Here is a 26633-nt window from a genome sequence, read left to right as displayed (position 1 = left end):
GCTGCAATTTTCTTAACGCCTTTAGCCCGTTCTCCCTATTGGCCCCTTCGGGGCCAAAATGCTCTACGGTTTATCCTCAATACGACATTACAAAAGGGCGATGCAGTTCTCCGGCATCGCCCTTTTGTGTTGTGTTATATGGAAAGTTTCTTTGCCTACTTTCTTTTCCAAAGAAAGTAGGTCAAAACAGCACCACAGGGCTGGCGAGGTTTTGCAGAAGGGAGACGATGCTCCAGCCGGCGATCTCGGCGGTGCGGCTGTAGACGTCGGAGGTCACTTTCAGGCCGTCGGTCTCCATGGTGATGCAGTGGTCGTCACCGGCAAAGCCTTCCACGCTGGTAATTTTTGCACCCATGGCGTCGGGGCCGATGCTGGCCAGGGCGGCGGCGACCGCCACGTTCACCTTCGTGGGCAATACCTGGATGGCCTCGGCAGCGGTGCCTGCCAGCACCGTCTTTTCTGGCGTGGTCATCAGCTCTTCGGTGAACAGCGGCGTGTTTTTCAGCGACGCCGGGCCTTTGTGGGTGTGGATCTCGGCGGTGATGGGCTGGTTCTTCGCCTTGGCCATCAGGGCCACCGTGTGCAGCACATCAAAGCCACCCACTGCGCCGTGGGGCAGGTAGATGCGCCCGCCGTGGGCCTTGGCCGCGGCGCAGGCCTTGGCGTAAAAATCGGCATCCGCAAAAGCGCCGATGCTGATGGGGATAAAGCCCAGCCCGGCTTCCAGCACCGGCAGGCAGCTTTCTTTGGCCACCTGCACGGCAGCGGTCTCCACCACGTAATCCGGTTTCTGGGCCAGCACCTCGTCCAAGGTGACGCAGGCCGCGCCGCCCGCTTTGGCGCACAGGGCCTCGGCGTCCGGCAGCTTGCGGCTCATCGCTGCACAGAGGGTATAATCCGGCAGCAGGCCGCTGGCAATGGCATCGGCCACGATGCTGCCCAGCTGGCCGCAGCCCAAAATCGCAATTTTCTTCATAGGGGCACACTCCTTCTTGCTTGTTGCCCCCCATTGTAGCATACGGTGCGCAAAAAGAAAACCGGGACGCGGCAAAACGTCCCGGTTTATTTTTTGCGGCTTTTACAGCGGTTACAGAATCTGGCCGTGGCGCACCACGGTCTGGATGTTCAGCTGGTCGTCCACCAGTACCACGTTGCCCCAGCGGCCTGCTTCCAGGCTGCCATAGTCGGCATCGACACCGATGCTGCGGGCGGGGTTGAGGGTGGCGGCGCGGACGGCGCTTTCCAGCGGCACGCCCATCTCCTGCACCGCACGCTTCATGCAGTCAAACAGGCAGGTGGCGCTGCCGGCGATGGTGCCCTCCTGCTCGGTCAGGGTGGCGCGGCGGCCGTGCACGGTGACGGCCTGACCACCCAGGCTGTACTGGCCGTCGGGCAGACCGCAGGCCATCATGCTATCAGCGATCAGAATCACGTGGTCGTCGCCGAAGGTGTTGAAGGTAAAGCGCACCACGGCGGGGTGGATGTGCACGTTGTCGGTGATCAGCTCGACCTCGGCACCCTCCTCCAGCGCGGCGATAATGGGGCCGGGGGCGCGGTGGGTGATGCCCGGCATGGCGTTGTACAGGTGGGTCATGTGGGTGGCACCGGCGGCAAAGGCTTCTTTGGCGGTGTCATAGTCGGTGCAGGTGTGGGCAATGGAAATACGCACCTCATCGTGACATTCCTTGATGAAGTCCATGTTGCCCGGCTCCTCGGGGGCGACGTCCACCAGCTTGATCAGCCCACCGCTGCGGGCCTGCAGTCGGCGGAACATATCGGCGTTGGCGGCCATCACGTACTTGGGGTTCTGGGCGCCCACCTTTTTGGGGCTGATGTAGGGACCTTCCATGTTGATGCCGACCAGATCCGCGCCGTGCTCATTTTTATGGGCCGCAGCCACATCCATGATGCCGTTCAGGATCTCTTCGCTGAAGGTCATCGTGGCGGGGCAGATGGCCAGCACACCTTTGCTGGCCTCGAAATCGGCAATGGCCTGCAGACCTGCTTCGTCGGCATCGCAGAAGTCATGGCCGACAGCACCGTGGAAGTGGATATCCACAAGGCCGGGCAGGGCGTAGCTGCCCTTGGCGTCCAGCACTTCCTCGTTCTCCTGCGGGGCGGCACCGAAGACGATGCGGCCATCGCGGATCACCAGGTCTTTTTCCACAAAACGGCAGCCATCCGTAAAAACTTTGGCATTTTTGATAATCATAGCGGAAAACCTCCTGCCATCAGATCAGGCTGAATGCTTCCTCATCGCCGACCAGGATAAAGTCGGGGTGCATCTGCAGGATGCTGGCGGGCACTTCGGGAGTGACAGGGCCGAAGAAGGCTTTCTTCACGATTTCAGCCTTGCCCTTGCCGTTGACGACCATCAGCACCTTGCGGGCCTGCATGATGGTCTTGATGCCCATGGTGTAGGCCTGTTTGGGGACCAGGTCCTCGTTGCCGTCAAAGAAGCGCTTGTTGGCCTCGATGGTCTCGGGCTTCAGGTCGACGCAGTGGGTGCCCAGCTCGAAGGCCTCGCCCGGCTCGTTGAAACCGATGTGGCCGTCGTGGCCGATGCCCAGCAGCTGCAGGTCGACGCCGCCGACGCTCTTGATGACAGCGTCATAGCGGGCGCACTCGCCCTCGGCATCCATGTTGGTACCGTTGGGCAGGTTGATGGCTTCGGTGCGGATGTTGACCAGGTCGAACAGGTTGCGGTGCATGAAGCTCCAGTAGCTTTCGGGATGCTCCTTGGGCAGGCCGCGGTACTCGTCCAGGTTGACGCTGGTGACCTCGGAAAAGTCCAGGTCGCCCTTGTTGTACCACTCGACCAGCTGTTTATAGGTACCCACGGGGGTACCGCCGGTGGCCAGGCCCAGCACGCAGTTGGGTTTCATGATGACCTGAGCCGAGATGATGTTGGCAGCCTTGCGGGACATGTCATAGTAGTCTTTCGCGCGGATGATTTTCATAGAGATTTCCTCCTAATTATTGGGGCGGGCCGGTGGGGCCGCCGTTTCTCCTTACCTTGTATTATACCACAATACCGTTTTAGAAAAAGCAGATAAATGTGAATTTTATATCAAAATCCGAGCAATTTTGTGCAAGCTCCAGGCAACATTTCATAAAAAGCGCCGGGGGCAGGCGTTCAGCCCGCCCCCGGCGGAAGATATGCGGTTTAGATAAAGGGAACCAGAACCTTTACCAAGGGGCACCGTAAGCGATCACGCAAGGCTTACAGCATTTTCTTCAGTTCGTCGTACACAAACTGAACCTTGGGGCCGATAACGACCTGGCAGGCAGTCTTGCTGGGACGGATGACACCAGCGGCACCAGCCTTCTTAACAGCCTTCTCATCAACGGCGGTGTGGTCCTTGATTTCGAAGCGCAGGCGGGTAGCGCAGTAGTCAACGTTGGCAACGTTGCCCTTGCCGCCGACAGCAGCCAGAACGCCCTTGGCGATGGCAGTGTAGTCGTTGTTGGCCAGGGTGATGTTGGCCTCAGCGGCTTCCTCGTCCTCGTCCTCACGGCCGGGGGTCTTCAGGTCGAACTTGGTGATGGCGAAGCGGAACACCAGATAGAACACGACGAAGGCAGCAATGCCCAGAGGAATGATCATCCAAGTCTTGGCGGCAGCGGGCAGGCTGGCGGAGAAGACCAGGTCAGTAGCACCGGCGTAGAAGCAGAAGCCTGCGCGGAAGCCGGAGTAGTAGGTGATGATGGTGAAGATGCCGTACAGAACGGCGTAGACGATGTACAGGGGGAAGCAGAGGAACATGAAGCCGAACTCGAAGGGCTCGGTAACGCCGCAGACGAATGCGCAGATAGCAGCGGAAACGACCAGGCCGATAGCAGCCTTCTTGTTCTTAGCAGTCTGGACCATGGCCAGAGCAGCACCGGCAATACCGAACATCATGCAGGGGAAGAAGCCGGACATGTACATGCCGAGGCTCCAGCCCACATCAGCGGAGGTGTCGCCAGCCCAGTAGTGGCTCAGGTCGCCCAGGCCGATGGTATCAAACCAGAACACGTTGTTCAGGGCGTGATGCAGGCCGGTGGGGATCAGCAGACGGTTCAGGAAAGCATAGATGCCGGCGCCAACGCCGCCCATCTTGGCAATGCCGTTGCCCAGAGCAACCAGAACGCCGAAGATGACAGGCCAGACGAACAGCAGAATGACAGAAACGACGATGGAAACAACGGCAGTTACGATAGCAACGCTGCGCTTGCCGCTGAAGAACGCCAGCCAGTCAGGCAGCTGGGTGTTCTTGAACTTGTTGTAGCAGGCAGCACCGATGATGGCGGCCAGGATACCGATGAAGGAGTTGCCGGCGATCTTGCTGAAAGCAATGTAATCGACAGAGCCTTCTTCCAGGGTACGGACAGCGCCGACAACGCCGGGGCTGAGCAGCTGCTGCATCATCAGGAAGCTGACCAGGCCAGCCAGACCGGCCGTGCCGTCGTGGTCATCAGACAGACCCACAGCAGCGCCGATGGCGAACAGCCAAGCCATGTTGTCGATCAAAGCGCCACCGGCCTTGATCAGCAGGAAACCAACGGTGTACGCAGCACCGGAGGTAGCACCCTCAGCGCCCATAACGGCGGGAGCGAGTGCGTAACCAATGCCCATCAGGATACCACAGACGGGCAACGCAGCTACGGGAAGCATTAACGCTTTGCCGAGCTTTTGCAGATACTTCATAATAAAAGCATTCCTCCAAAATATTTAAGTGGGGCTGATCTGGTTCCGCCAGCCGACCACTTTGTTAAATATATGTTAACACATTTTTACAAAAAAGAAAACCCCTTTTGTTAAAATTGCCGAAAAGACGAAAAACTCACACCATATTTGGATAATTTGTTAACAAAGAGAGGATTATTGCCCAAAAATCGTAAGATATTTAACTTTTTATTGCCGTATTCCCGCGGCTTGCGAAAATTTCTTTCGCTTTACAGCGACGAAGCGACGAAGAGAAAATTTCTTTAAAGCATTTTGCAGGGCCGCCGGGGGTGTTGATGAGGGGCAGGTTGCAATAAAGACGCGTGATTACTATAATAATGGGTATATATTTTGTAGAGTATAGAGGGAGGAGCAGCCTATGCAGCCACTATCCACGCGCACAGCGCATTTTACGGATTCGGTCATCCGGCGGATGACCCGCATCTCCAACCAATACGGCGCGGTCAACCTGTCCCAGGGATTCCCGGACTTTGACCCGCCCCAGGCTATTTTGAACCGCCTGGCCGAGGTCGCCCACGAGGATTTCCACCAGTATTCCATCACCTGGGGCGCGCAGAACTTCCGCGAGGCGCTGGCCGAAAAGCAAAGCCGCCTGATGGGCCGTGAAATCGACCCCAACAGCGAGATCGTGACCACCTGTGGCAGCACCGAGGCCATGATGGCCGCCATGATGGCGGTGGCCAACCCCGGCGACAAGGTCATCGTGTTTTCGCCTTTTTACGAGAATTACGGTGCTGACACGATCCTTTCCGGGGCCGAGCCTATTTATGTGCCGCTGCACCCGCCCACGTTTGATTTTAACGTGGACGAGCTGGAAGCTGCTTTCAAGCAGCACCCCAAGGCTTTGATCCTGTGCAACCCGTCCAACCCCTGCGGCAAGGTGTTCACTCGTGCTGAGCTGGAAACCATCGCGGACCTGGCCAAAAAGTACGACGCCTACGTCATCACCGACGAAGTGTATGAGCATATCGTCTACGCACCTTACACCCACACCTACTTTGCCAGCCTGCCCGGTATGTGGGAGCGCACGATCTCCTGCTCGTCGCTGTCCAAAACCTACTCCATCACCGGCTGGCGGCTGGGCTACACCATCGCCCCGGCCGAGATCACCGACCGCATCAAAAAGGTCCACGACTTTTTGACCGTAGGCGCCGCCGCGCCCCTGCAGGAGGCTGTCATCCCCGGCCTGCGCTTTGGCCGGGACTATTACGATGAACTGCTGAAAACCTACACCCACAAGCGGGATTTGTTTGTGCAGGGCCTGGATGCCATCGGGCTGGAACACACCACGCCCCAGGGCGCGTACTACGTGCTGATGGACATTTCCCGCTACGGCTACAAGAGCGACCTGGAATTCTGCGAGATGCTGGCCCGGGATGTGGGCGTAGGCGCAGTGCCCGGCTCCAGCTTCTTCCGCGAGGATGTGAACCACTTGATCCGCTTCCATTTTGCGAAGAAGGATGAGACGCTGCATGAAGCGCTGAATCGGCTGGAAAAGTTGAAGAAGTTGTAACACAATTGCGCATCCTGCCGAACCATGGTACAATATGGGCAATCTTTTGGTATAGGAAAGGATTTTTTCGTATGGGTATCGTAGTCATCGGTGCGGTGTTTGTGGATATTAAAGGCTATCCGCTATCCACCTACATCCCGGGCGGGCGCAACGCCGGCCGGGTCGAGCAGGTCCACGGCGGCGTCTGCCGCAATGTGGCCGAGGATATTGCCAATGTGGAGCTGCGCCCCACTTTCGTCAGCCTGGTGGATGACACCGGCTCCGGCCAGGACGTTATCGACAAGCTGGCCAAACATAAGGTGAACACCAAATACATCGAGAAAGTGCCCGACGGCATGGGCACCTGGCTGGCCGTGTTTGACAACGACGGCGACGTCTGCGCCGCCATCTCCAAGCGGCCGGACACCACCCCGCTGACCAGGCTGCTGGAGGAAAAAGGCGACGAAATTTTTGCCGACTGCGACGGCATCGCCTTTGAACTGGATCTGGAAAAGGACACCGTCAAGCAGATTTTGCGCTGCGCCAAAAAGTACAACAAAAAGGTCTACGCCGCCATCTCCAACATGAGCATCGCCATGGAACGCCGCGCCTTTTTGCAGGAGATCGACTGCTTCGTCTGCAACCAGCAGGAGGCCGGGCTGCTCTTCTCCGACGAGTACGACCACATGGCCCCCGAGGAGATGTGCCGCACGCTGGCCGCTAACGTACACAGCGCCAACATTCCCTGCATGGTGGTGACCATGGGCGGCGAGGGCGCTGTATATGCGCGATCCAACGGCGAAAGCGGCGTTGTGCCCGCCAAAAAGGTGGATGTCATCGACACCACCGGCGCGGGGGACGCCTTCTTCGCCGGTACGGTCATAGGCCTGACCTACGGCAAGACACTGCCGGAAGCCTGCGAGATCGGCAGCCGTTTGGCGGCCTCGGTCATCTGCACGGCCGAGAATGTCTGCCCCCGGTTCCGCCCGCTGGAGTTTGGGCTGAACATCCCCGTGGTGGACTAAAACTAAAATTTAAGGCAATACCGCATAATTCTAAGTGCCGATACGGCGAGCGAGGTGCGGCAGCTGCTAAGCCAAAAGCGCAGATAATACTTTGTGTATTATCGAGCATTTTGGCAACGCAGATGCCGTGCCGCAGCCGCCGGAGCGGTGCTTAAGCCGTCAGGCGGGAATTGTGCGGTGTTGCCTTAATACAGTATAAGCAAAAATACCGCCGTGTATGCCATTTACGACCACACAGCGGTGTCTTTTGTGCGGTTATGCGCAGCTTTTCAGCAAATAGAATGCGGCGGCGATGAGCAGCAGCGGCAGCGCCAGCTTGATGATGCTCCCAATGAGCAGGCCCACCACCATCAGCGGCAGAGCCACCATGAACAGCACAGCTGCGACCACCTTGGCGGCGCACCAGGCTACCCGGAACGCCAGCCCCACGCTTTTGAAGAAGAACCAACCGAACAGAAATAAGGCAGCTAACGAAATCATATGTATTCACTCCTTTGTTGTGAATACGATTATACACGCTTATTTATTGCACAAACAGGATAAAATCAGCAAAATAACGGCGCTATTTTTCCCTGTGGAGAGAAATTACGGCGCTTCCGACTCCTTATTATAGGCCTCAGTGTCGATCCTGCCGTTGGCCAGCATCTTTTCCACCCAAAGCTGCAGCGTTTCCACCGTGACCGAGATGCGCTCCAGCTCTTTCTGGATGCGCACAAAGTCGTCGATCTCATCCTTGCTGATGGTGCCGTCGGCGGCAATTTCAATTAACCGCTCCTTTTTGCGGTCCATAGCGTTGAGGGAGGCCAGCATTTTCAGCACGATGTCCGAAAGCTCACTGCTGCGGATCTCGGGCACGTACTGCTGGCCGATAGGGCACTGCCGCGCGCAAAAATAGTTGCAAAGCGACGGTGTTTTATACTTTTCCGCCATGATGAGCACTTCGTCCGGCCGGGGCAGGCTGCGCTCGCTCTCGATTTTTTCGATGCGCTCGGGCGCGATGGTCTCCAGCAGTTCGCTGGCTTTCTCGCGGGAAAGGCCCAGTTCCTCCCGGGCCAACTGGTAGCGGGTCTTGTTTTCCCGCGTGGATGAACGTCCCATGTTGCTTTACTCCTCTTTTTGGCCGTCGGCGTAAGCGCCGATGCCGATGTCCGCCACCACCACCTCGCCGCAATAATGGGCAGATCCCGGCATGTAATGCAGCGGTTTGGCGCGGTGGAAGGTCACGGTCAGGTCTGCACGCACGGCACCCTCGGCTACCGCGCCGGTATCGGCGTTGATGCCGCTGGGCAGGTCCACCGCCAGCAGCAGTGCACCGTTTTGGTGCTGCCGATTCATTAAATCGCAGGCTGTGCGGCCCGCCGGGCGCAAAGTGCCATGGAAGCCCGTGCCGTACAGCGCATCCACCACCGCATCCGCCGGGGCGGCAGATGCCGCATCGTGCAGAATTTCTACGGGCAGATCGCGTAATGATCCAAAATTAGTGATAGCATCGGGCGTTTTCGGCTCGCCCTCAGCCAGCAGCACCTGCACCTGCCAGCCCTGTTTGGCGGCCACCCGGGCCATGACGAAGCCGTCCCCGCCATTGTTGCCCCTGCCCGCCGCCACCAGCAGCCGGGCGGGGCCGGGCAAGCGGCGGCGCAGCTGGGCAAAGGCGGCGCGGCCGGCGTTTTCCATCATCTGTATGTACAAAAGGCCGTTGTCGTTAGCGGCTTTTTCCAGCGCCTTCATTTCGGCGGCGGTCACGGTCGTATGGGTCATGGTGATGCCTCCCTTTTGGGTCGTACCTGTATCATAGCATAAAAAGGGCGGTGTTTCAATGGATTCCGGCCTGGTTTCGCGCTTTCCCACGGGGCGGGTCGGGTAGGATAGAAGAAAAACAGATAGAAGAAAAACACAGGAGGATACACTATGAAGCATTGGCTGGGCCGCACGCCCCGCACGGTGGGGGATTGGCTGGGGCTGGCGCTTGGTACGGCACTGATTTTTGGCGGGGTAGCACAGCTGCCCGCGCTGGCGGCGGCGCTGGGGCGGCTGGCCGCGATGCTGCGGCCGTTTTTGTGGGGGCTGGTGCTGGCCTACGTGCTGGATATCCCCACCCGATGGCTGGCGGCCAAGTGGTTTGGCGGGCGGCGCGGGGCCGGAGCGGCGGTGAGTTACGCGCTGTTGTTTGGCGCGGCGGGGCTGCTGCTGTGGCTGATCTTGCCGCAATTGGCGCAGAGCGTGACCTCGCTGTTCGGCAAACTGGCCGCCTACGAGGAAACACTGCGCCGTCTGCTGGCCTGGGTACAGGCCACCTTTGGCGTGGATACCGCCACGATGGACGCGATTTTGCAGCAGTTGACCGCCCGGCTGCAAAGCGAGTTCGCGGCGTGGTCGGGCCGGGCAGCGCAGGCTGCAGCCAAAGCAGCCTCCAACACGGCCGGGGCGGCGGCCGATGCGGGCATTGCGCTGGCCGCCAGCATCTACCTGCTGCTGGGTAAGGAAAAGCTGCTGCACAGCGTCCGCCTTTGCCTGCGGGCCGCCCTGCCGTCCCGGACGGTGGGACAGCTGGTCGCGGTGTTTCAGCTGGCGGACCGAACTTTTAGTGGGTACATCGGCGGGCAGCTGGTGGACGCACTGCTGGTGGGCACCGAGACCTTTGCCCTGATGCTGCTTTTGCGGCTGGACTACGCGCCGCTGATCGCCGTGATGGTGGGCGCGACCAACATCGTGCCGGTGCTGGGGCCGTTTTTGGGCGCAGTGCCGGGGGTGCTGCTGTTGCTGCTGGAGTCGCCCCTGCAGGCGGCAGAGTTCCTGATTATTATCCTGGCCGTGCAGCAGATCGACGGCAACTTCATCGCGCCGCGCATTTTGGGCGGGGCCACGGGGCTATCCGGACTGGGGGTGCTGCTGGCCATCGTGGTGGGCGGCGAGCTGTTTGGCATCCCCGGCATGGTAGCCGGTGTGCCCACGCTGGCCGTTTTGGCAGCGCTGGCACGGCAGGCGGTGGGCGCCGGGCTGACGGCCCGCGGCCTGCCCGAGGAACCACCGCCCGCCCCGCAGGAAAAAACTGTTACAAAAAAGGCAAAAAATTAACAATTTGCCTCTTGCACCATGCCCCTATATGCAAGTACAATAAAATGAATAAGCCAAACGGGCAATGATTGAGAGAGGCAAGGAATTGTGAGCGGAAAGCGTTTTATTGACAAAAAGCCGGAAAGCATCTTGGATTGGGTAGCCATCGTATGCGCCGGTATTGCATTTTACCTGCTGCTGAACAACCTGGGCTATTTCCTGGGCGGGTTCGGCGCACTGATGGGCATCTTGTCCCCCTTCTTCGGGGGTATCGTAATCGCCTACATTTTAGACCCCATGGTGCGGTTTTTCCACGCCAAACTGTTGAAAAATTCCAAGCGCTGGCGGTGGGTAGCCATTTTGCTGGCGTACCTGGTGGCGGTGCTGTTGATCGTGCTGCTGGCCTGGCTGGTCATTCCGCAGATCGTAAACAGCATTATGACGCTGTTTAATAATGTGCCGCAGTATATCAACGGCATTCAGGAAATGCTGCTGTTCGTCCAGGGGCGCTACGGTGTGGATCTGGACCGCGCCATTAAAATGCTGGATGATTCCGAGGCCATGCTCAACGAGGTCTACAACCTAGGCAAAACGGCCCTGCCGCAGATCATGTCCACCATGGGCAATGTGGCGGGCAACTTCGTCAATGTCTTTACGGCGATTGCATCCAGCATCTACATGCTGGCAGACAAGGAGCACCTGCTGCACCAGCTGCGCACCGTGACCCACGCGCTGCTGCCCCGCCGTGCGGCCGAGCAGACGCTGCGCATCTGCCACTATGCCAACGATAACTTCACCGGTTTCTTCATCGGCAAGATCATCGACTCCGCCATCATCGGCGTTATTACCTTTGTCTGCATGACGGTGCTGCGGCTGGACTTTGCTGTGCTGATCAGCGTGTTCATCGGCATCACCAACATTATCCCGGTGTTCGGCCCGTTCATTGGCGCGGTGCCCAGCATCTTCATCCTGCTGCTGGTCAACCCCATCCAGGCGCTGATCTTCTGCATCCTGATTTTGATCATCCAGCAGTTTGACGGCAATTTTATCGGCCCGAAGATCCTGGGCCAGTCCATCGGCATTTCGGCTTTGTGGGTGCTGTTCTCCATCGTAGTGGGCGGGGATCTGCTGGGCATCCCCGGCATGGTCATCGGCGTGCCGGTGTTTGCCACGTTGTACGGTTTGGCGCAGGAGTTCATCCACGCCATGCTGGACCGCCGAGGAATCGATGCCGAGGGCAACGCTGTTGCCGAAGAAATTCCTGAGGAAGATAATGTGTTTGAATAAATTTTAATTATGTGCCCTATCGGCCCTGCCTACCTTGCGGCAGGGCCTTTTATAATGGCAGGCTTACCTGGGCCTGCCTTTTGGGTCTCCAAAAGGAACACATAACGGAAGAAAGCCGTTAAAACGTGTGAAGCGCCGCAGGGTGGCGCGGAACGAAAGCCGCCACATAAAAAAGCAAACAAAAAAAGCGCAACCTGCGGATACAGGTCACGCTTTAAGCGCAAAATAGCTTATTCAGCCTGGATAGCGCCGGTGGGGCAAACGCCCTCGCAAGCACCGCAATCGACGCAGGAAGCTGCATCGACAACAGCCTTGTCCTCCATGCTGATTGCACCAACGGGGCAGGTATCAACACATGCACCGCAAGCAACGCACTCGCTGGAAACGGTATGAGCCATCGTGAACTCCTTATCTCCGTGCTGAATGGTATTGTACCCTTACCGGCCCTGCACGGCTGCTCCCCGGTATGGCACACAGCGGGTTTGCTCTGCCTACTGCGTTATACATAGTGTATCACATTGCAAAAAAATTAGCAAGTGCCATATATTGAAAATTTTCGACGGTAAGTCGCAACTAACTAGGCTTATAGTCCCTTATTCGTCCTCTTTATCGGGGGCTTTGGGGGGCCGTTTTCCGCCACGCAGGTAGACGCATTCTTCCCGTTTATAGATGCGCGGTGCCAGGATTTCCACGTTGGAGCGAACCTTCAGCGTGCCCGCCACAACGTTCACTTCAATAACCGTTCCCTCACCGTCCGGCGTGCGCACAATGCTGCCCGCCTGCGGCGTGATGGAATTCAGGTACTCGTAGCTTTTTTGTTCATAAGCCAAACAGCACATCAGGCGTCCGCACGACCCACTGATCTTGGAGGGGTTCAGGCTCAGGCCCTGCTCCTTGGCCATCTTGATGGACACCGGCTGGAAGTTTTTCAAAAAGCGGCTGCAGCAGAACGGCTGGCCGCACAGGCCCAAACCGCCCAGCATTTTGCTTTCGTCGCGCACGCCGATCTGGCGCAGCTCGATGCGGGTATGGAACTGGGAGGCCAGGTCCTTGACCAGCTCGCGGAAGTCCACGCGGTTGTCAGCGGTGAAGTAGAACACCAGTTTGCTGCGGTCCAGCGTATATTCTGCGTCCACCAGCTTCATTTTCAGGCCGTGGGCGGCGATGCGCTGCTCGCAGATGGTGTAGGCCTGCTGCACGTCGGCGCGGTTCTGGCGCATGCGGCGGATGTCCACCGCATCGGCCACGCGGATGACCGGCTTGACCTCGCGGGAGAAGCCCGGCACCTCGTGGGAGGCGCGCACGACCTCGCCGCACTCGGTGCCGCGGGCCGTGGTAACGATGACGTAGTCGCCCTCTTTGATCTCGAAATCGCAGGGATCAAAATAATAGGAGCGGCCGTTTTCCTTGAATTTTACAGAAATTACTTTCATGGGAAGTTCCTTTATCTATTTGTAAGGCAAAAATGCCGTTGGTACATGGTTTTACCGGGCAGCCTCAGCGGCAAATACCGCCACCGCCAGGCGCAGGTTGCCGTTGCCTGTTGCGGTTTTGCGCGTTGCAGCGCTGACTTGTAAGATCCGCGCGGCGCGGTCCGGCGTCAGGCCGCCGCACTGCTCAGCCCCATAGGCGGGGCGGCGCAGCACCGCACTGCACAGCTGATCCAGCTGCCACAGCAAGGCCAGAAAGCTCTCGCGGTCACGCTCGTACTTGGTCACCAGCACCAGGGTGCGGTAGGTGTCGTTCTGGGCCGCGTAGCTGCACAGCTCCTTGGCAAGGCCCAGGGCGGCTTTGAACGTATCGTTGCGGAAGGCCTGCAGTGCCGTGCCGATGTGCCCCTCGTACAAAAAAGCCAGCTCCTGGGCCAGCCGGGCGGGCAGGCCCTCGCGGGTCAGTAGGGCGGCGCATTCGTCGGTGGGCACCGGAGCGATGGTATAGGCGGCACACCGGCTGCGGATGGTGGGCAGCACGGTGGCAGCGCTGGTGGCGGTCAGTACAAACAGCACGCCCTCGGGCGGTTCCTCAATAATTTTCAGCATCGCGTTGGCCGAGGAACCGTTTAGGTTCTGCGCACCGTAAATGAACAGCACGCGGCCCGCCGCATCGGTGGACAGCGCCGAGCGCTGAATGGCTTCGCGCATCTCCCGCACCCGCTTAACGGCAATCTGCCCGCTGGCGCCCTCGCCCTGCAGGACCAGGCACTCGGTATCCTCTTTTTTCAGCACGGCCTCGGCATGGGGGCCGCCCTGGGGGTAGAGGTAATCCGCCGCCAGGCAGCGGGCCGCAAAGCCCGCGCCGCAGCCCGGCTCGCCCACCAGCAAAATGGCGTGAGGCAGCCGCCCGGCGCCCAGGGCCGCGCCCAGCTCTGACTTTAAGGCCGTGTTACCGGCCAGGCGTTCCAGCATCACAGCTTTTCAAAACGCTCCACGTTGGTGACCATGACGGTAGCGCCGCCCACGGTCACTTCCATGGGCAGGGCGCTCTCGATGCCCAGACCCAGTGTGGCGGTGCCGGGCACGATCTCGGTGCGCTGCTTGCAGCACTGGGAGATGATGCCGATGCAGTCGTCGACCTTCTCATCCTCGGTGCAGATGAGAAGGGTCATGTTGCCTGCCATCAGGAAACCGCCGGTGGTGGCCAGGCGGGTGACGTAGAACTTGTTTTTCAATAGCTGGTTGCAGACGTTTTTGGAATCCTCTTTATTGACGATCGCAGTGATCAGTTTCATGGTAATTACTCCTTTTATCTTTTTGCGCTCGGGGTGCGTAAACGGTCAACGGTTGCGGTTTTCCCAGTCGCGGCGGCGCTTGTAGCCGGTCAGGGTATCGCGGCACCAGTCAAACACCTCGCGGCCAAAGAACACCAGGAAGCCCAGCAGGCTCAGCACCAGGCTGATCTTGGTGGTCAGGCTGCCCATCAGGAACTGCACGACCCAGACGAACAGCTCGTACCAGCCCAGGTACTTCATTTTAAAGGGGATGATGCCGAACAGCAGCACGCCCTGCTCCGGCCACATCCAGGTGTAGGCGAACATCATACTCAGGAAGATGCCGTCCGGCGAGGCGCCGCCCGCCAAAAAGCAGCTGATCCAGGCGCCCAGCACGCCCAGTGCGATGAAGAGCGTCATGCGGAAATCGCCCCAGGCACGGGTGAGCGAGTTGCCGATCCAGAAGTAGAACACCAGATTCAGGATGCCCAGCGCGCCGCCCAGCCACACCGGCTGGAACAAAAACGTGATGAGCCGCCAGATCTGCCCGTGCAGCACGGCGCTGCGGCTGAGGGAGATGAACCCGCTGAACTGCCAGTTGATGAGCAGCACGATGAGGCCCGCGGCCAGCTGGCCGACCATAAGGCCATTGACAAGATAGGGGATGGCAAAGCGGCTGTAGCGGCGCTCCAGCCGGTCGATCCAATTGTTCATGGGCAAAGCCCTCCTGTTAGTTAAAGATATACCAATTTATTGTAGCATTTTCCACGGGGAAGTGCAACAGTTCTCTTGTCGGAAGGTGGCGGGGGCGAAAGTTTTCCGCAGCGGTGTTTCGTGTTTCCACGGGGTTTTCCAAAGGTTTTCGACCATAGGCACGTGCAATGGGGGAAAGTTTTCCACACTTTCAACAGGGTTTTCAACAATTTCAACGTGGATAACCCGTATACACTGTGGATAACTGCCCCTGAATATACACTTCGTGAACAGGGCATGAACAGAGTGTAAAATAAAAAAAGAGGAGCGAAAATGGCCAAGGTCACCTAGTTAAACAAACGAATCCCTCTATACCAACGCAAGAAGTAGTGCAGAGGGATTTTTTCTTCTAAGGCAACACCGCACAATTCCCGCTTTACAGCTTAAGCACCGCTGCTGCGGCTGCGAAGCACAATCTGCGTCGCAAAAATGCTCGATAATACATCCAGTATTATCTGCGCTTTTTGCTTAGCAGCTTGTACTTCTCGCTCGCCGCATCGGCACTTAGAATTGTGCGGTATTGCCCTAAATACTTGACAATAGACGCATTGTATGGAATTCTTCCGAAGTAAAATCAGTTTACCTATTGCTGAAGCCTTGCTTATGAGGTTCATCTCTCCCAGTGTCATTTTTCTTGAAAACACAAATAAATCAGCCCGCGGAATCTTTGATGGGGAATCCTGCGGGCTGGTTTCTATTTCTTTTTGGTGCTGACTAAGTGACATTACCTCTGGGAGAGACCCCCGCGGAGTGGGTGGGGGAGAGACAGCTATTTTATATGCGCCTTCCCTCGGTCGCCTGCGGTGACAGCGCTCTCCCGGAGAGAGCCAATAAGGCGTTACTTATTCTTACTCCCGCGTCGTGCGCTCTTGCCGGCGGCCTTTTTGCCGGTTTGGGTGCGGGTGGTCTTGGCGACGGCCTTCTTGGGGGCGGAACGGGTCGGCTTGGGTGGCTCAGCGGTGCGCTCCAGCAGACGATCCGGCACGGGATCCAGCTTCCACAGCTGGTTCTCACCGTAAACATCCTGCCAGATCTGGGCCTGGGTGCCGTTTTCCACGCGCATGCCCACCAGGTCGATGACCTTATCGGCCAGCACATTGCGCAGTTTTACCTTGCCGCCGCCGGCATCCACGATTTGCCAGCGCTGGCCTGCGCCAGACGTGGCCGACCACTGGTGTACCCAGGTGCCGTTCTCGACGCCGGAAAGCGCCAGGTCCATGACCTTGCCGGTAAAGCGGTTCTTGATGCGATATTCATTTTCCCCGGCCTCTACAAAAAACCATTGCTGCCAGGGCTGGCCCTCGTAGCTCCACAGGCGCACCGAAGCGCCGTTCTCGGTGTTGAAATCAGCCACCTCCAGCACGCGGCCGTTGGCAGCAGCGATGGTATAGCAGGCATCCGGGCGGATGACAGTTTGGGCGGATTTCTTCATGGGGATTCCTCCTTTGCAAGCTGCGGGTGCAGCTTCTTTTTCTCATTATAGCATGGTTACGCCGCGCGGTTTAGCTAAACTTTCACAACTTGGTTTGTGAAAATTGCCGGATTGGGTAAAAGATGTGCAAATTTTTAACAGGTTTTAGGCTGCGGGACTTGCTTTTTTTGCACAGGTATCTTATTATAATAAATAATTCGTACACGCCGTAGCGTATAGTAAACGCTTACATACTCCCAGGGAGGGAACAGCAATGAGGATCGCCTTGATCGCCCACGATTCCCGCAAGGAATTGATGGCGCAGTTCTGTACTGCATATGTCCGAATCCTGTCGGAAAATGAGCTGGTGGCCACCGGTGTCACCGGTAAGATCGTTCACGACGCCACCGGCCTGCCGGTGCGCTGCCTGTATCCGGGCGGGCGCGGCGGCTCGGAGCAGATCGCGGCCATGATCGGCTGCGGCGAAGTGGATATGCTGCTGTTTTTCCGCGATCCTGTGGGCGCCAAACCCGGCGAGCCCAACGATGTGACCCTGCTGCGCCTGTGCGACATGCACACCATCCCGGTGGCGACCAACATCGCCACGGCCGAGGTGCTGATCCATGGCCTGGAGCGCGGCGACCTTGCCTGGATCGAACTCCAGCGCGGCCGCAAATAAGCTGATAAAAAGTAAGTCCCCGGTGCGTGATTGAACAGCACCCCATTTGTTAGACAGTATGGTATACTGTTTAGGAAATGGGGTGTTTTTGTATGCCAAAAGGAGTACCAAACAAACGATATACGCCGGAATTCAAGAGAATGGTTGTAGAAACCATGGAAAAAAAACATCTGAGTATCCATGCAACGATGCAGGAATTCGGAATTAACGACCATAAAATTATAGAGCGTTGGGAACGCATTTATTTGGAAGAAGGGCCGGAAGGCTTGTCGGTTGAGCGACGGGGCCGCGGCAGCACTGGCCGGCCAAAGAAGCTGCCAAAAGAGGCGGAAGAAGATCTGCTGGCCGAAGTGCAGCGACTGCGTGCGGAGAACGATTACCTAAAAAACTTGCAAGCCTTGGTTTTGGAAGACGAGCGACGCCAGCGCAGAAAACGCAGGTAGTTCAAAAGCTGAGGCAAAGACATTCTCTGGATATTCTTCTCTCAATCGCTCAACTTCCCCGTGCCACTTTCTACTACCATCTGAAGCGGATGAACAGTGCAGATAAGTATAAAGCTGTCAAAGCGGAGATCACGGCCATTTACCATGAAAACAAAGGAAGATACGGCTATCGCCGCATTACAGCAGAACTTCACAAGCGCAATTTCCTCCTGAACCACAAGACTGTCCAGCGGCTTATGAAGGAGCTGGGTTTGGTTTGCCGTGTCAGGATGAAGAAGTATCGTTCTTACAAGGGTGAAGTTGGCAAAATTGCGCCAAATCTGTTAAACCGGGACTTCCGCGCCGAAAAGCCAAACCAGAAGTGGGTCACCGATGTGACAGAGTTCAGTTTGTTTGGAGAGAAGCTCTATCTCTCGCCCATCCTTGATCTGTGCAGCAGCGATCTGGTCAGCTATACCATCTCCGACCGTCCTGTTCTGAGTATGGTTACGACTATGCTGAATAAGGCTTTTGAGAAGATACCGGATGGAACCGGGTTGATCCTTCATTCTGACCAGGGCTGGCAATACCAGCACAAGCAGTACCAGCGAATGCTCCAGAAGAAAGGTGTTCAGCAGAGCATGAGCCGGAAAGGCAACTGTCTGGACAACGCTGTGATAGAGAATTTCTTTGGCTTACTCAAAAGTGAACTGTTGTACTTACAAGAGTTTCAGTCCATGGAACACTTCAAGCAGGAACTCGTTGAATATCTGGATTACTACAACAACCGCAGGATCAAGGCAAAGCTAAAGGGCTTGCCGCCTGCAATTCACAGACAGCAAGCCCTTTCGGCTGCTTGAACAATTTTTGCTTCAAATTATTGTCTAACTTTTTGGGGGCACTTCAGATGCGCCGGGGACTTTTTGCGTATAGTCGTGGAATTATTGGTAGACGATGGCTTTCTTGACGCGGGCGGCGGCGTCAGCACCGGCCAGCTCACGGGCGATAGCCAAGGCAAAGGGGATGGCAGCGCCCAGGGCCTCGCCGGTGATGATGTTGCCGTCGATGGTCAGCGGCAGGCCGGTGTAGGCGGCCCCGGCGGCGGTCAGGTCGGCGTCCATGCCGGGGTAGACGGTGGCTTTTTTGCCCTGCAGCACGCCGAAGGCGGCCAGCGCGGTGGGCGCGGCGCAGATGGCACAGACCTTTTTGCCCGCGGCAGCGAAATCCGTGCAGACCTGACGCACGGTGGCGTCGGCTTTCAGGTTGGGCACGCCGGGGATGCCGCCCGGCAGGATGCAGGCGTCGAACTGGGCGTAGTCCAGCTCCTCAGCCAGGGCGTCGGCCACGACGTTGACCTGGCGGGCGCTGGTAACGATGCGCTCCCCGCCCACGGCGGCGATGGTGACTTCGACCCCCGCACGGCGGAGAATATCAACGCAAAGCAGGGCTTCACATTCCTCTAACCCCTGGGCAAAGAAGATTACGGCTTTTGACATTTTGGGTTCCTCCTTTTTTGTGTTTGCGGCTTTCGTTTGCCGCCTCGTCAGAAATAATAAAACTTTACCTCTCCTTCCATCCGAACAAAAACTTAAAGCACCGTCCCAGTTGTTTCCGCCAATCAGCTTCACAATGCTTTCCATTCATCTGCAAATAAGGGTACACCTCGGCACCCTTGCCGCTTAACCCGCGGGTAACGGCCAGGGCGTTGGCGGTGTACTGGGCCAGCTGGTGCTTGCCTTTGCCCTCTTTTTCGCCCCAGCTGAGGTACACCCGCGTGTCCGGGGCAAGCTTGGCCTTTTTCAGCTCGGCCTTGACCTGCGGCAGGCAGATGCGTACCGACGGCGACAGGCATGCCGCTTTGCTGAATACCTTATTATAAGCAGTGATCGCGTACAGGCTCATCAGGCCGCCCATGCTGGAGCCTCCGATGGCTGTGTTCCCGCGGTCGGGCAGGGTGGGATACTTGGCGTCAATGGCGGGCTTCAGCTCGTTCACCAGCCAATCCATGTACTGTTTGCCGGTGCCGTGGATGCCGTCGAACCAATCGCTGTCGTAGGGGCAGTATTCTTCCAGGCGCTTGTTTCCCTCGTGGTTGCACTCGGGCGCGACCACAATGGCGTTGGGGTGGGCGTCCAGATAGTCTTTCAGCCCCCAGCAGGTGCCAAAGGTGGCGGTGGAATCAAAAAACAGGTTGTGGCCGTCAAACATGTAGATGACGGGATAGCGCCTGCCGCTGGTCTGCCAATTATCCGGCAGATAGATAAAGGTGTTGCGGTCCAGGTCATAGGGTGTGATGTGGACGGTAAAAGTCTCAACCATGATGGGACCTCCTTTTAGGTCATTGTTGCCATTGTATCGCATTTTCCCCGCGTTTTCAATCATTGTCAACGTTTTTCCCGCTTTGAGTTGCAATTGTGGGGCGGCTGTATTATAATCACCTTGACCCTTGTACAAAAATTTAACAAGCAGAAAGAGGAAAAGTATCTATGGAGGCAGTAAGCACATTTTTTAAGCGCAAAGATGTTGTCATCTCGGCGCATCGTTACGGCATCGACGCCATGGGCGCCATGGCCCAGGGCTTGTTCGCCAGCCTGCTGATCGGCACCATCATCAAGACGCTGGGCCAGCAGCTGGGGCTTGCGTTCCTGGTCACGGCGGGCGGCTATGCGGCGGCTATCGCTGGCCCGGCCATGGCGGCGTCCATCGGTTACGCACTGCACGCCCCGCAGCTGGTGCTGTTCAGCCTGATCGCTGTCGGCGGCGCGGCCAATGAACTGGGCGGTGCAGGCGGCCCCCTGGCCGTCTACCTCATCGCCATCATCGCCACCGAGGTCGGCAAGCTGGTCAGCAAAGAGACCAAGGTCGACATCCTCGTCACCCCGGCGGTCACCATTTTGGTGGGTGTGGGCCTGAGCGCCTTCTGCGCCCCCAGCATCGGTGCGGCCGCCAGCGCTGTGGGCAACGTCATCATGTGGGCCACCGAGTTGCAACCCCTGCTGATGGGCATTGTCGTTTCCGTGCTGGTAGGCGTGGCCCTGACGCTGCCCATCTCCAGTGCGGCCATCTGCGCGGCCCTGGGCCTGACAGGCCTGGCAGGCGGTGCGGCTGTGGCTGGCTGCTGCGCCCAGATGATCGGCTTCGCCTTTATGAGCTACCGCGAGAACGGCGTCGGCGGCCTGGTCAGCCAGGGCCTGGGCACCAGCATGCTGCAGATGCCCAACATCCTGCGCAATCCCCGCATCTGGATCCCCCCGACGCTGGCGGCGGCTATCACCGGCCCCATCGCCACCTGCCTGTTCCGCCTGGAAATGAACGGCCCGGCGGTCTCCAGCGGCATGGGCACCTGCGGCCTGGTGGGCCAGATCGGCGTCTACACCGGCTGGATCGAGGCCGGCAAGGCCGTTACCGCCTTTGATTGGGTGGGCCTGGTGCTGATCTGCTTCGTCCTGCCCGCCGTGCTGAGCGTTGTTTTCTGCGAGGTCCTGCGCAAGTGGGGCTGGATCAAAGACGGCGACATGAAGCTGGACTAAACTGCAATAACTCGCAACGGGGAGCACTTCGGTGCTCCTCTTTTTGCTTTGTATAGGCATTTTGCCCATGCATGCGGCGTGGTGTTTTTGTGGAAAACTGCCTATGAAAAAACGCGAAAAAATGTGGTAAAATACTTTTTGCAAACACAAGGAGAAAATCTACCTGCCCACTGGTACGGCCGCCTGCCTGCGCCCGCCGGTCACGCCGCAGCAGCCCGGCGCAGCCAAACCAATCCCCCGCCGCGTGTGGCGGCGTTTACCATACATACAAAAGCATACCAACCCCGCATACAGGCCCGCCGCCTGCGTGCGGGGCTTTTTATATCCGTGCAGATTGCACGCAATGCCCGGCTATGCTATAATACCCTTATCTACGACTATATCCCGGCAAGGGGAGGAACGATATGAAAAAGCAAAACACAGCGGTCCGGCGGGCGGCGCTGGCGGTGCTGTATCTGGCCGTATTTGCGGCGGCTGTTATGTACCTGCGGGTGACCATCAGCGTACCGGCCGAGGGCGACGACAAGCTGACCCTGAACGGATGGCTGTACGATATGGGCCGCATGTCCTTCTGGCAGTATGCCTTGCAGGATCTAAAGGAGCGGCTGAGCTTCTTTTTATTAAAGCAGGTGCGGTTCTTCCCGTTCCACTACCCCAACGCGGTGGCGCTGCTGTTTTACCGCACGCTGGCCAGCTACCGGTTGTACATCATTGCCATGACGGGCGCGGCGGCTTTCCTGGTTAGCCGCGTGGCGGCAAAGCTCAGCCGCAGCAATGCCCTGGCTCTGGGCGCCTTTGGTCTGGCGCTGGCGGCGGCTCCTATTTTTAACGAGGGCATGTACAGTTACTACGCCGTGCCCCAGCGCACGCTGCTTTGGGCGGCGGCCAGTTGGCTGTGCCTGTTTTACCTGCACGAGTCCCACCATCGCGCCTGGGGCGTGGCGGCGGCCGTGCTGGCGTTTATCGCCTGCGGCACTTACGAGACCGGCTATGTCTACGCCGTGCTGGCGCTGCTGCTGTGGGTGGTGTACACCCGCAGTGTGCGGGGCGGCCTGCGGGCCTCGGCCCCGGTGCTGGGCGGCATGGCGGTGGCGTTTTGCTTCCACTTTGCCAGTTCCCGCCACGGCGGCACCGGCAATGAACTTTCGCTGGACATCCCCAACGTGGCCCGTGTGACCGTGCAGCAGATGGCCGCGTCCATCCCGTTTCTGGGTCCCTGGCTGCAGGGGCAGGATTGCGGCACCATCAGCAAGGGCGACATGCTCTGGCCCTTTGTGCTGGGGCTGCTGGCTGTAGCGGCGCTGCTGTTTGCCGTTCCCAGGGAAAAGGTCAGCGGCAAGTCCCTGGGCGGCCTGGCCCTGCTGGGCCTGGGGCTGTGGGCTGCCCCGGCGGCGCTGCTGGCCCTGTCGGCCCGCTACCAGCAGCCAGAGGCCATCACCTGGAAGTGGGGCTACATCCCCGCGGCGGCCAGTTCGGTGGGCCTGGGCCTGCTGCTGGCGGTAGGCGTGGCGGCGCTGGCCAAACTGTGCTGCCGTCTGCCGAAAGTTCCCTCGGCCGTGCTGCGCGCTTTGCTGGCAGTGGTGCTGGCGGCGGGTATTGCCGCCAACGGCGCGTTTACCCGCGGCTGCCTGCGCACCCACCACGCTGAGAACCTGAAAGCCTACAACTTCTTTGCCGATACCATCCGCGCCGGTCTGGCCGATGAGGTCACGGCCGACGATCTGATCCTTTGCAATGAGAACGTCTGGGACACCAATACCCAGGCCGAGACGAATTTCTTCTGCCGTTTTGCCGGGCGGGAACTCCACGCCCAGATGCCGGGCATCGAGCTGCCCTCCGGCCACGGCACGCTTTACGCCTACCAGACCTACCGTAACTACGGCGGCTATGACCTGGCCTGGTGCGGTCGCCTGACCGACGACACCGGCGAGGTGATGGACGGCATGCGGGTCTACGTGCAGGGTGCGCTGGTGCCGGACAATGCGGTCATCAAGTACAAGGTGCGCCTGGCCGACGGCACCGAGGAACCCCGCCAGATCTGCCTGCTGGACTGCGACCGCACCCCCCGCAATGAGAAGGGCGAGTACATCGCCACGGTGGAGGACACCTCCATCCTGAACGCCAAAGTCATGATCTGGGACGGCTGAGGAGGCCCCTTTGTATGAAAAAACTGCATGAACTGCTGCGTGCCAACCGCTGGTTTGCCGTGGTGCTCCTGCTGGAGGCTGCTGTGCTGGCCTCGCTGGCAGCATCGCTGTTCGGCGCACCCTACAAACTGCAGCTGACCTCGGCGGATTTTAGCAACGACTACCCGCAGATCGCCGCTGTGAACGAGGACGGGACGGCGCTGCAAATCTGGAACAACAGCGAGGACTTCACCCCGCCGGAGGATAAGGCCATCAGCTTTTCTACGGCAGGCAGCGCGATGCGCTCCGGCGCGTATGAGGTGACGGTGCAGTATTTCTCCTGTGAGACACCGGACACACCGACCTTTAATGCACTGCACAGTGCGGGCTCGCTGTCTTTTTCCAGCAAGGGCAATCCATCGGCTGTCAGAGCTGATACCGTAACGCTGGACGACTGCCATCGAACGGTGACCACCCGCCTGTGGGTGGGTTACGGCGCCAGAATGCAGGACCTGACCGCGACCCTGACTTACGGCGAAGGGCAGCTTTACCTGTACGGCATTACCCTGACCGAGCAGCCCATCTACCGCCTGACCCGGCTGGTCATCTTCGTGCTGCTGGCGGCAGTGCTGAATTTTGTGCTGCTGCTACTGTTTGCCCGCAGGGATGAAAACGCCCCGGCACGCCGCCGCAAGTACGCGGTGCCGCTGATCCTGGCGGGCATCACGGTGGCCGCCTGCCTGCCGCTGTTCAGCAACTATCTCTACTTCGGGCACGATATAGACTACCATCTGCAGCGTATTACGGCCATGGCGGCGGAGCTGTCCTACGGGCAGTTCCCGGTGCGCATGACCACTGACAGCCTGAACGGCTACGGCTATGCCAACTCGCTGTGCTATTGTGAACTGTTCCTGACACTGCCCGCCCTGCTGTATAATGCCTGGCTACCGCTGCGCACCTGCTATCAGGTGTACATCTTTGCGGTGACACTGTCCACCGCCATCATTGCCTATTACAGCTTTGGCAAAATTACCGCCAGCCGCAAGCTGGGCCTGCTGGGCGCGGCCCTGTACACGCTGTCCTGCTACCGCCTGGTCTGCACCTACATCCGCGCCTCGGTGGGCGAGTACACGGCCATCACTTTCCTGCCATTGGTGCTGGTGGGCCTGTATAATATATATACCACCGAGAAGCCCCGCTTTGCCCAGTGGGCGCCCATGGCCTTTGGCATGGCGGCGCTGGTGCAGTGCCATCTGCTCAGCTGTGAGCTGATCGCGCTGCTGCTGGTGGTGTTCTGCCTGCTGCGCCTGCGGGATACCCTGCGCCCTGCCCGCCTGCTGGCCTGGGTCAAGGCGGCGCTGCTGGCTGTGGCGCTGAGCGCCTGGTATTTCTTCCCGTTCCTGATCTCGACGCACGAGATCAATTTGATGGTCAACGGCCCGCTGATCGGCAAGATCCAGAACCAGGGAACGTATCTGGTGCAGCTGTTCAGCCCGTTTGGGCCGGGATTCGGTGGGGCGGATTCGGGCACAAACCCGGATATGACGCTGTCGTTCGGCCTGCCACTGGTGGTGGGGCTGCTGCTGGTGCTTTACTGCCTGCTGCGGCGGGAAAGCTGGCACGACAGAGATACCCTGCACCGCATGCAGGCAGCATTTGGCTTTGCGGTGCTGGCAACGGTACTGTCCATGCATGTGTTCCCGTGGGACAGCTTCCACAACTGGCTGGGCCGCACGGTGGGCAAGCTGATTGGCCTGTTCCAGTACCCGTGGCGGTTCCTTTCTCTGGCAACGGTACTGCTTTGCCTGGCGGTTGTGCTGGCGGTTCAGCTGTTGAAGGAAAAGAACCTCCGCCTGGCAAAGGGTGTGGCCCTGTCGCTGGTGGGATGCACCCTGTTGATGACCGGCGTAATGCAGACCCAGATGCTGACCGGCCAGCAGGAGGTTGCCTATAATACTTACCGCAAGATGGACCCGACACCTACCACCGGTGTGGGCGAGTACCTCATCGACGGTACCAGCGCCTACGAGACCATCTGGGCACAGCCCAAGCCGGGCAGCGATAAGATGCAGCTTCTCTCCTACGAGAAGAGGGGCGGCAAGGCCTATCTGGAAGTGGAAAATGACGGCGAGGCCGCCGACATCTCGGTGCCTATTTTCAACTACGGCCACTACCATGCCGTGGACGAAGCTACCGGCGAGGAATACCCCCTCGGCACCGGCGAGAACGCCCGCATCACCCTGAACATCCCGGCGGGCTACACCGGTACGATCATGATCGCCTACCAGGCCCCCGCCTACTGGCGCGGCTTCGAACTTGTCTCCGCCCTGGCGCTCCTGGGCAGCATCGCCTGGGGCGTAAGCCGGAGGAAAAAGAAACAGTAAATACAAGGTACCCCCGCGCATGGAAGGATACACCATGTGCGGGGGTGCCTTTATGGATGCGCTGAAAGAAGCACGGCCGGAAGTGTATAATGATTTGGTACATAGCTTGCAGAGAAAATAGGCAAGTGTGTACTAAAGTGTGTACTTGAAAAAGAAAATACCGTAGATTCTAACGAATCTACGGTATTTTCTTTGGTGGACGGTACAGGACTCGAACCTGTGACCTCCTGCACGTCAAGCAGATGCTCTACCAGCTGAGCTAACCGTCCATATTTTGTTGTCGGCGCCGTGTCTCCCGGCGACGTATGCTATAATACCAGACACAAAGAGAAAAGTCAAGCACTTTTTTCAAGAAATTTGAAATTTTTCTGAAAAAAGTCGAAAACGTCCCCTCAAGCGGCCAAAAACCGCCCCGCCGCTGTGGACGCACACACCTTTTTGTGGTATACTATACCAGTTAAAGTGGGGAGGTGTAGAGACTTGCGAGTCCTTGGTATTGATCCCGGCTACGCAATTGTAGGCTGGGGCGTTGTGGAATATGTGGGCAACCGGTTCGCGCCGGTGGGCTACGGGGCGGTCGTTACCGAGAAAGACACCCCCTTTGAGCAGCGCCTGGTCGAGATCTACGAGGGCGTGCTGGACATCTGCAAACGCTACAAGCCCGAAGCCCTCTCCATCGAGAAGCTTTACTACCAGCACAACCAGACCACCGTTATCGGCGTGGCCGAGGCACGCGGGGTCATCCTGCTGGCGGCGGCCCAGTGCGGTGTGCCGATCTATGAATACACGCCCATGCAGGTCAAGCAGGCCATCACCGGCTACGGCAAGGCCGTAAAAAAGCAGATCCAGGAGATGACCCGCATGATGCTGCACCTGGAGACCATACCCAAGCCCGACGACACCGCCGACGCCCTGGGTATGGCCATCGCCCATTGCCATTGCAGCCGCAGCCGCCTGATGGGTACGCCGGTACGATAACCTACTTTCTTTGAAAAGAAAGTAGGCAAAGAAACTTTTAATATAGCAAACCGTAA

The 26633-nt window shown here is 58.5% G+C and carries 24 protein-coding genes, 1 tRNA gene and 1 pseudogene; 10 read left to right on the top strand and 16 right to left on the bottom strand.

What is annotated here, in order from left to right; all coding sequences use genetic code 11:
* Nucleotides 1-181: 181 nt before the first annotated feature.
* The 4 genes from OGM81_04500 to OGM81_04485 form a co-directional block, all read right to left on the bottom strand.
* On the bottom strand, nucleotides 182-976 hold the full coding sequence (locus OGM81_04500) for a DUF108 domain-containing protein (GenBank protein ID UYJ44398.1): 795 nt from the start codon (nucleotides 974-976) through the stop codon (nucleotides 182-184).
* Nucleotides 977-1087: 111 nt separating this feature from the next.
* Entirely contained in the window at nucleotides 1088-2212 is a 1125-nt protein-coding gene (gene nagA, locus OGM81_04495) for an N-acetylglucosamine-6-phosphate deacetylase (protein ID UYJ44397.1), read from the bottom strand.
* Between the two features lie 19 nt (nucleotides 2213-2231).
* On the bottom strand, nucleotides 2232-2960 hold the full coding sequence (gene nagB / locus OGM81_04490; protein ID UYJ44396.1) for a glucosamine-6-phosphate deaminase: 729 nt from the start codon (nucleotides 2958-2960) through the stop codon (nucleotides 2232-2234).
* A gap of 263 nt (nucleotides 2961-3223) precedes the next feature.
* On the bottom strand, nucleotides 3224-4693 hold the full coding sequence (locus OGM81_04485) for a PTS transporter subunit EIIC (protein ID UYJ44970.1): 1470 nt from the start codon (nucleotides 4691-4693) through the stop codon (nucleotides 3224-3226).
* Nucleotides 4694-5087: 394 nt separating this feature from the next.
* On the opposite strand from OGM81_04485, the gene OGM81_04480 reads away from it, so the two are divergent.
* Both OGM81_04480 and OGM81_04475 read left to right on the top strand, forming a co-directional pair.
* The gene (locus OGM81_04480; GenBank protein ID UYJ44395.1) at nucleotides 5088-6242 is read left to right on the top strand and encodes an aminotransferase class I/II-fold pyridoxal phosphate-dependent enzyme; all 1155 of its coding nucleotides are present in this window, start codon (nucleotides 5088-5090) and stop codon (nucleotides 6240-6242) included.
* Between the two features lie 71 nt (nucleotides 6243-6313).
* Complete coding sequence (locus OGM81_04475; GenBank protein ID UYJ44394.1) at nucleotides 6314-7246, top strand: PfkB family carbohydrate kinase; 933 nt, start codon at nucleotides 6314-6316, stop codon at nucleotides 7244-7246.
* Nucleotides 7247-7501: 255 nt separating this feature from the next.
* Here OGM81_04475 and OGM81_04470 read toward each other — a convergent pair whose 3' ends face one another.
* The 3 genes from OGM81_04470 to OGM81_04460 form a co-directional block, all read right to left on the bottom strand.
* Nucleotides 7502-7726: a hypothetical protein gene (locus OGM81_04470; GenBank protein ID UYJ44393.1), complete on the bottom strand. Its 225-nt coding sequence runs from the start codon at nucleotides 7724-7726 to the stop codon at nucleotides 7502-7504.
* Between the two features lie 105 nt (nucleotides 7727-7831).
* Nucleotides 7832-8344 (bottom strand): helix-turn-helix domain-containing protein, encoded by a 513-nt coding sequence (locus OGM81_04465; GenBank protein ID UYJ44392.1) that lies wholly within the window; start codon nucleotides 8342-8344, stop codon nucleotides 7832-7834.
* Nucleotides 8345-8350: 6 nt separating this feature from the next.
* Entirely contained in the window at nucleotides 8351-9004 is a 654-nt protein-coding gene (locus tag OGM81_04460) for an NAD(P)H-hydrate epimerase (protein UYJ44391.1), read from the bottom strand.
* A 150-nt stretch (nucleotides 9005-9154) separates the two neighbouring features.
* On the opposite strand from OGM81_04460, the gene OGM81_04455 reads away from it, so the two are divergent.
* Both OGM81_04455 and OGM81_04450 read left to right on the top strand, forming a co-directional pair.
* On the top strand, nucleotides 9155-10321 hold the full coding sequence (locus tag OGM81_04455; protein ID UYJ44390.1) for an AI-2E family transporter: 1167 nt from the start codon (nucleotides 9155-9157) through the stop codon (nucleotides 10319-10321).
* 87 nt (nucleotides 10322-10408) lie between these two features.
* Complete coding sequence (locus OGM81_04450) at nucleotides 10409-11587, top strand: AI-2E family transporter (GenBank protein UYJ44389.1); 1179 nt, start codon at nucleotides 10409-10411, stop codon at nucleotides 11585-11587.
* 230 nt (nucleotides 11588-11817) lie between these two features.
* Here OGM81_04450 and OGM81_04445 read toward each other — a convergent pair whose 3' ends face one another.
* The 6 genes from OGM81_04445 to OGM81_04420 form a co-directional block, all read right to left on the bottom strand.
* Entirely contained in the window at nucleotides 11818-11985 is a 168-nt protein-coding gene (locus tag OGM81_04445; protein UYJ44388.1) for a 4Fe-4S binding protein, read from the bottom strand.
* Between the two features lie 195 nt (nucleotides 11986-12180).
* The gene (locus OGM81_04440; GenBank protein UYJ44387.1) at nucleotides 12181-13020 is read right to left on the bottom strand and encodes a stage 0 sporulation family protein; all 840 of its coding nucleotides are present in this window, start codon (nucleotides 13018-13020) and stop codon (nucleotides 12181-12183) included.
* A 51-nt stretch (nucleotides 13021-13071) separates the two neighbouring features.
* On the bottom strand, nucleotides 13072-13992 hold the full coding sequence (locus OGM81_04435) for an AAA family ATPase (GenBank protein ID UYJ44969.1): 921 nt from the start codon (nucleotides 13990-13992) through the stop codon (nucleotides 13072-13074).
* Nucleotides 13992-14315 (bottom strand): cyclic-di-AMP receptor, encoded by a 324-nt coding sequence (locus OGM81_04430; GenBank protein ID UYJ44386.1) that lies wholly within the window; start codon nucleotides 14313-14315, stop codon nucleotides 13992-13994. The genes OGM81_04435 and OGM81_04430 overlap by 1 nt, the downstream gene beginning before the upstream one ends.
* A gap of 45 nt (nucleotides 14316-14360) precedes the next feature.
* Complete coding sequence (locus OGM81_04425; protein UYJ44385.1) at nucleotides 14361-15008, bottom strand: Rhomboid family protein; 648 nt, start codon at nucleotides 15006-15008, stop codon at nucleotides 14361-14363.
* 877 nt (nucleotides 15009-15885) lie between these two features.
* A complete protein-coding gene (locus tag OGM81_04420) occupies nucleotides 15886-16479 on the bottom strand; it encodes an RICIN domain-containing protein (protein UYJ44384.1) in 594 nt (197 codons plus the stop codon).
* Nucleotides 16480-16732: 253 nt separating this feature from the next.
* Here OGM81_04420 and OGM81_04415 point away from each other — a divergent pair, with 253 nt between their 5' ends.
* Nucleotides 16733-17137, top strand: a complete 405-nt coding sequence (locus OGM81_04415) for a methylglyoxal synthase (protein ID UYJ44383.1) — start codon at nucleotides 16733-16735, stop codon at nucleotides 17135-17137.
* A 332-nt stretch (nucleotides 17138-17469) separates the two neighbouring features.
* A pseudogene (locus OGM81_04410) lies at nucleotides 17470-18419 on the top strand (IS3 family transposase).
* A gap of 81 nt (nucleotides 18420-18500) precedes the next feature.
* Here the strand turns inward: OGM81_04410 and OGM81_04405 are convergent.
* Both OGM81_04405 and OGM81_04400 read right to left on the bottom strand, forming a co-directional pair.
* Complete coding sequence (locus OGM81_04405) at nucleotides 18501-19055, bottom strand: DJ-1/PfpI family protein (protein UYJ44382.1); 555 nt, start codon at nucleotides 19053-19055, stop codon at nucleotides 18501-18503.
* 64 nt (nucleotides 19056-19119) lie between these two features.
* Nucleotides 19120-19878 (bottom strand): esterase family protein, encoded by a 759-nt coding sequence (locus OGM81_04400; GenBank protein ID UYJ44381.1) that lies wholly within the window; start codon nucleotides 19876-19878, stop codon nucleotides 19120-19122.
* Between the two features lie 167 nt (nucleotides 19879-20045).
* On the opposite strand from OGM81_04400, the gene OGM81_04395 reads away from it, so the two are divergent.
* The 3 genes from OGM81_04395 to OGM81_04385 all read left to right on the top strand — a co-directional run bounded on the left by OGM81_04395 (nucleotide 20046) and on the right by OGM81_04385 (nucleotide 25599).
* A complete protein-coding gene (locus OGM81_04395; GenBank protein UYJ44380.1) occupies nucleotides 20046-21089 on the top strand; it encodes a PTS sugar transporter subunit IIC in 1044 nt (347 codons plus the stop codon).
* 404 nt (nucleotides 21090-21493) lie between these two features.
* Nucleotides 21494-23236: a hypothetical protein gene (locus tag OGM81_04390; GenBank protein UYJ44379.1), complete on the top strand. Its 1743-nt coding sequence runs from the start codon at nucleotides 21494-21496 to the stop codon at nucleotides 23234-23236.
* Nucleotides 23237-23250: 14 nt separating this feature from the next.
* A complete protein-coding gene (locus OGM81_04385) occupies nucleotides 23251-25599 on the top strand; it encodes a hypothetical protein (GenBank protein UYJ44378.1) in 2349 nt (782 codons plus the stop codon).
* A gap of 193 nt (nucleotides 25600-25792) precedes the next feature.
* Here OGM81_04385 and OGM81_04380 read toward each other — a convergent pair.
* Nucleotides 25793-25868 (bottom strand) — tRNA-Val (locus OGM81_04380).
* 211 nt (nucleotides 25869-26079) lie between these two features.
* Between OGM81_04380 and ruvC the strand changes: the two genes are divergently transcribed.
* Nucleotides 26080-26577, top strand: coding sequence for a crossover junction endodeoxyribonuclease RuvC (gene ruvC / locus OGM81_04375; protein ID UYJ44377.1), 498 nt, complete (start codon nucleotides 26080-26082; stop codon nucleotides 26575-26577).
* The last annotated feature ends 56 nt before the right edge of the window (nucleotides 26578-26633 follow it).

It is taken from the genome of Oscillospiraceae bacterium (assembly GCA_025758045.1).
Taxonomy (GTDB): domain Bacteria; phylum Bacillota; class Clostridia; order Oscillospirales; family Ruminococcaceae; genus Gemmiger.
The sequence above is the reverse complement of the archived record's forward strand: the minus strand, read 5'-3'. Positions and strand labels throughout refer to the sequence as shown.

What these genes read in the sequence shown, in the direction of transcription:
- OGM81_04500 (UYJ44398.1), bottom strand. Translation starts at nt 976, where the DNA reads ATGAAGAAAATTGCGATTTTGGGCTGCGGCCAGCTGGGCAGCATCGTG.
- nagA (UYJ44397.1), bottom strand. Translation starts at nt 2,212, where the DNA reads ATGATTATCAAAAATGCCAAAGTTTTTACGGATGGCTGCCGTTTTGTG.
- nagB (UYJ44396.1), bottom strand. Translation starts at nt 2,960, where the DNA reads ATGAAAATCATCCGCGCGAAAGACTACTATGACATGTCCCGCAAGGCT.
- OGM81_04480 (UYJ44395.1), top strand. Translation starts at nt 5,088, where the DNA reads ATGCAGCCACTATCCACGCGCACAGCGCATTTTACGGATTCGGTCATC.
- OGM81_04475 (UYJ44394.1), top strand. Translation starts at nt 6,314, where the DNA reads ATGGGTATCGTAGTCATCGGTGCGGTGTTTGTGGATATTAAAGGCTAT.
- OGM81_04470 (UYJ44393.1), bottom strand. Translation starts at nt 7,726, where the DNA reads ATGATTTCGTTAGCTGCCTTATTTCTGTTCGGTTGGTTCTTCTTCAAA.
- OGM81_04465 (UYJ44392.1), bottom strand. Translation starts at nt 8,344, where the DNA reads ATGGGACGTTCATCCACGCGGGAAAACAAGACCCGCTACCAGTTGGCC.
- OGM81_04460 (UYJ44391.1), bottom strand. Translation starts at nt 9,004, where the DNA reads ATGACCCATACGACCGTGACCGCCGCCGAAATGAAGGCGCTGGAAAAA.
- OGM81_04455 (UYJ44390.1), top strand. Translation starts at nt 9,155, where the DNA reads ATGAAGCATTGGCTGGGCCGCACGCCCCGCACGGTGGGGGATTGGCTG.
- OGM81_04445 (UYJ44388.1), bottom strand. Translation starts at nt 11,985, where the DNA reads ATGGCTCATACCGTTTCCAGCGAGTGCGTTGCTTGCGGTGCATGTGTT.
- OGM81_04440 (UYJ44387.1), bottom strand. Translation starts at nt 13,020, where the DNA reads ATGAAAGTAATTTCTGTAAAATTCAAGGAAAACGGCCGCTCCTATTAT.
- OGM81_04435 (UYJ44969.1), bottom strand. Translation starts at nt 13,992, where the DNA reads ATGCTGGAACGCCTGGCCGGTAACACGGCCTTAAAGTCAGAGCTGGGC.
- OGM81_04430 (UYJ44386.1), bottom strand. Translation starts at nt 14,315, where the DNA reads ATGAAACTGATCACTGCGATCGTCAATAAAGAGGATTCCAAAAACGTC.
- OGM81_04425 (UYJ44385.1), bottom strand. Translation starts at nt 15,008, where the DNA reads ATGAACAATTGGATCGACCGGCTGGAGCGCCGCTACAGCCGCTTTGCC.
- OGM81_04420 (UYJ44384.1), bottom strand. Translation starts at nt 16,479, where the DNA reads ATGAAGAAATCCGCCCAAACTGTCATCCGCCCGGATGCCTGCTATACC.
- OGM81_04415 (UYJ44383.1), top strand. Translation starts at nt 16,733, where the DNA reads ATGAGGATCGCCTTGATCGCCCACGATTCCCGCAAGGAATTGATGGCG.
- OGM81_04405 (UYJ44382.1), bottom strand. Translation starts at nt 19,055, where the DNA reads ATGTCAAAAGCCGTAATCTTCTTTGCCCAGGGGTTAGAGGAATGTGAA.
- OGM81_04400 (UYJ44381.1), bottom strand. Translation starts at nt 19,878, where the DNA reads ATGGTTGAGACTTTTACCGTCCACATCACACCCTATGACCTGGACCGC.
- OGM81_04395 (UYJ44380.1), top strand. Translation starts at nt 20,046, where the DNA reads ATGGAGGCAGTAAGCACATTTTTTAAGCGCAAAGATGTTGTCATCTCG.
- OGM81_04390 (UYJ44379.1), top strand. Translation starts at nt 21,494, where the DNA reads ATGAAAAAGCAAAACACAGCGGTCCGGCGGGCGGCGCTGGCGGTGCTG.
- OGM81_04385 (UYJ44378.1), top strand. Translation starts at nt 23,251, where the DNA reads ATGAAAAAACTGCATGAACTGCTGCGTGCCAACCGCTGGTTTGCCGTG.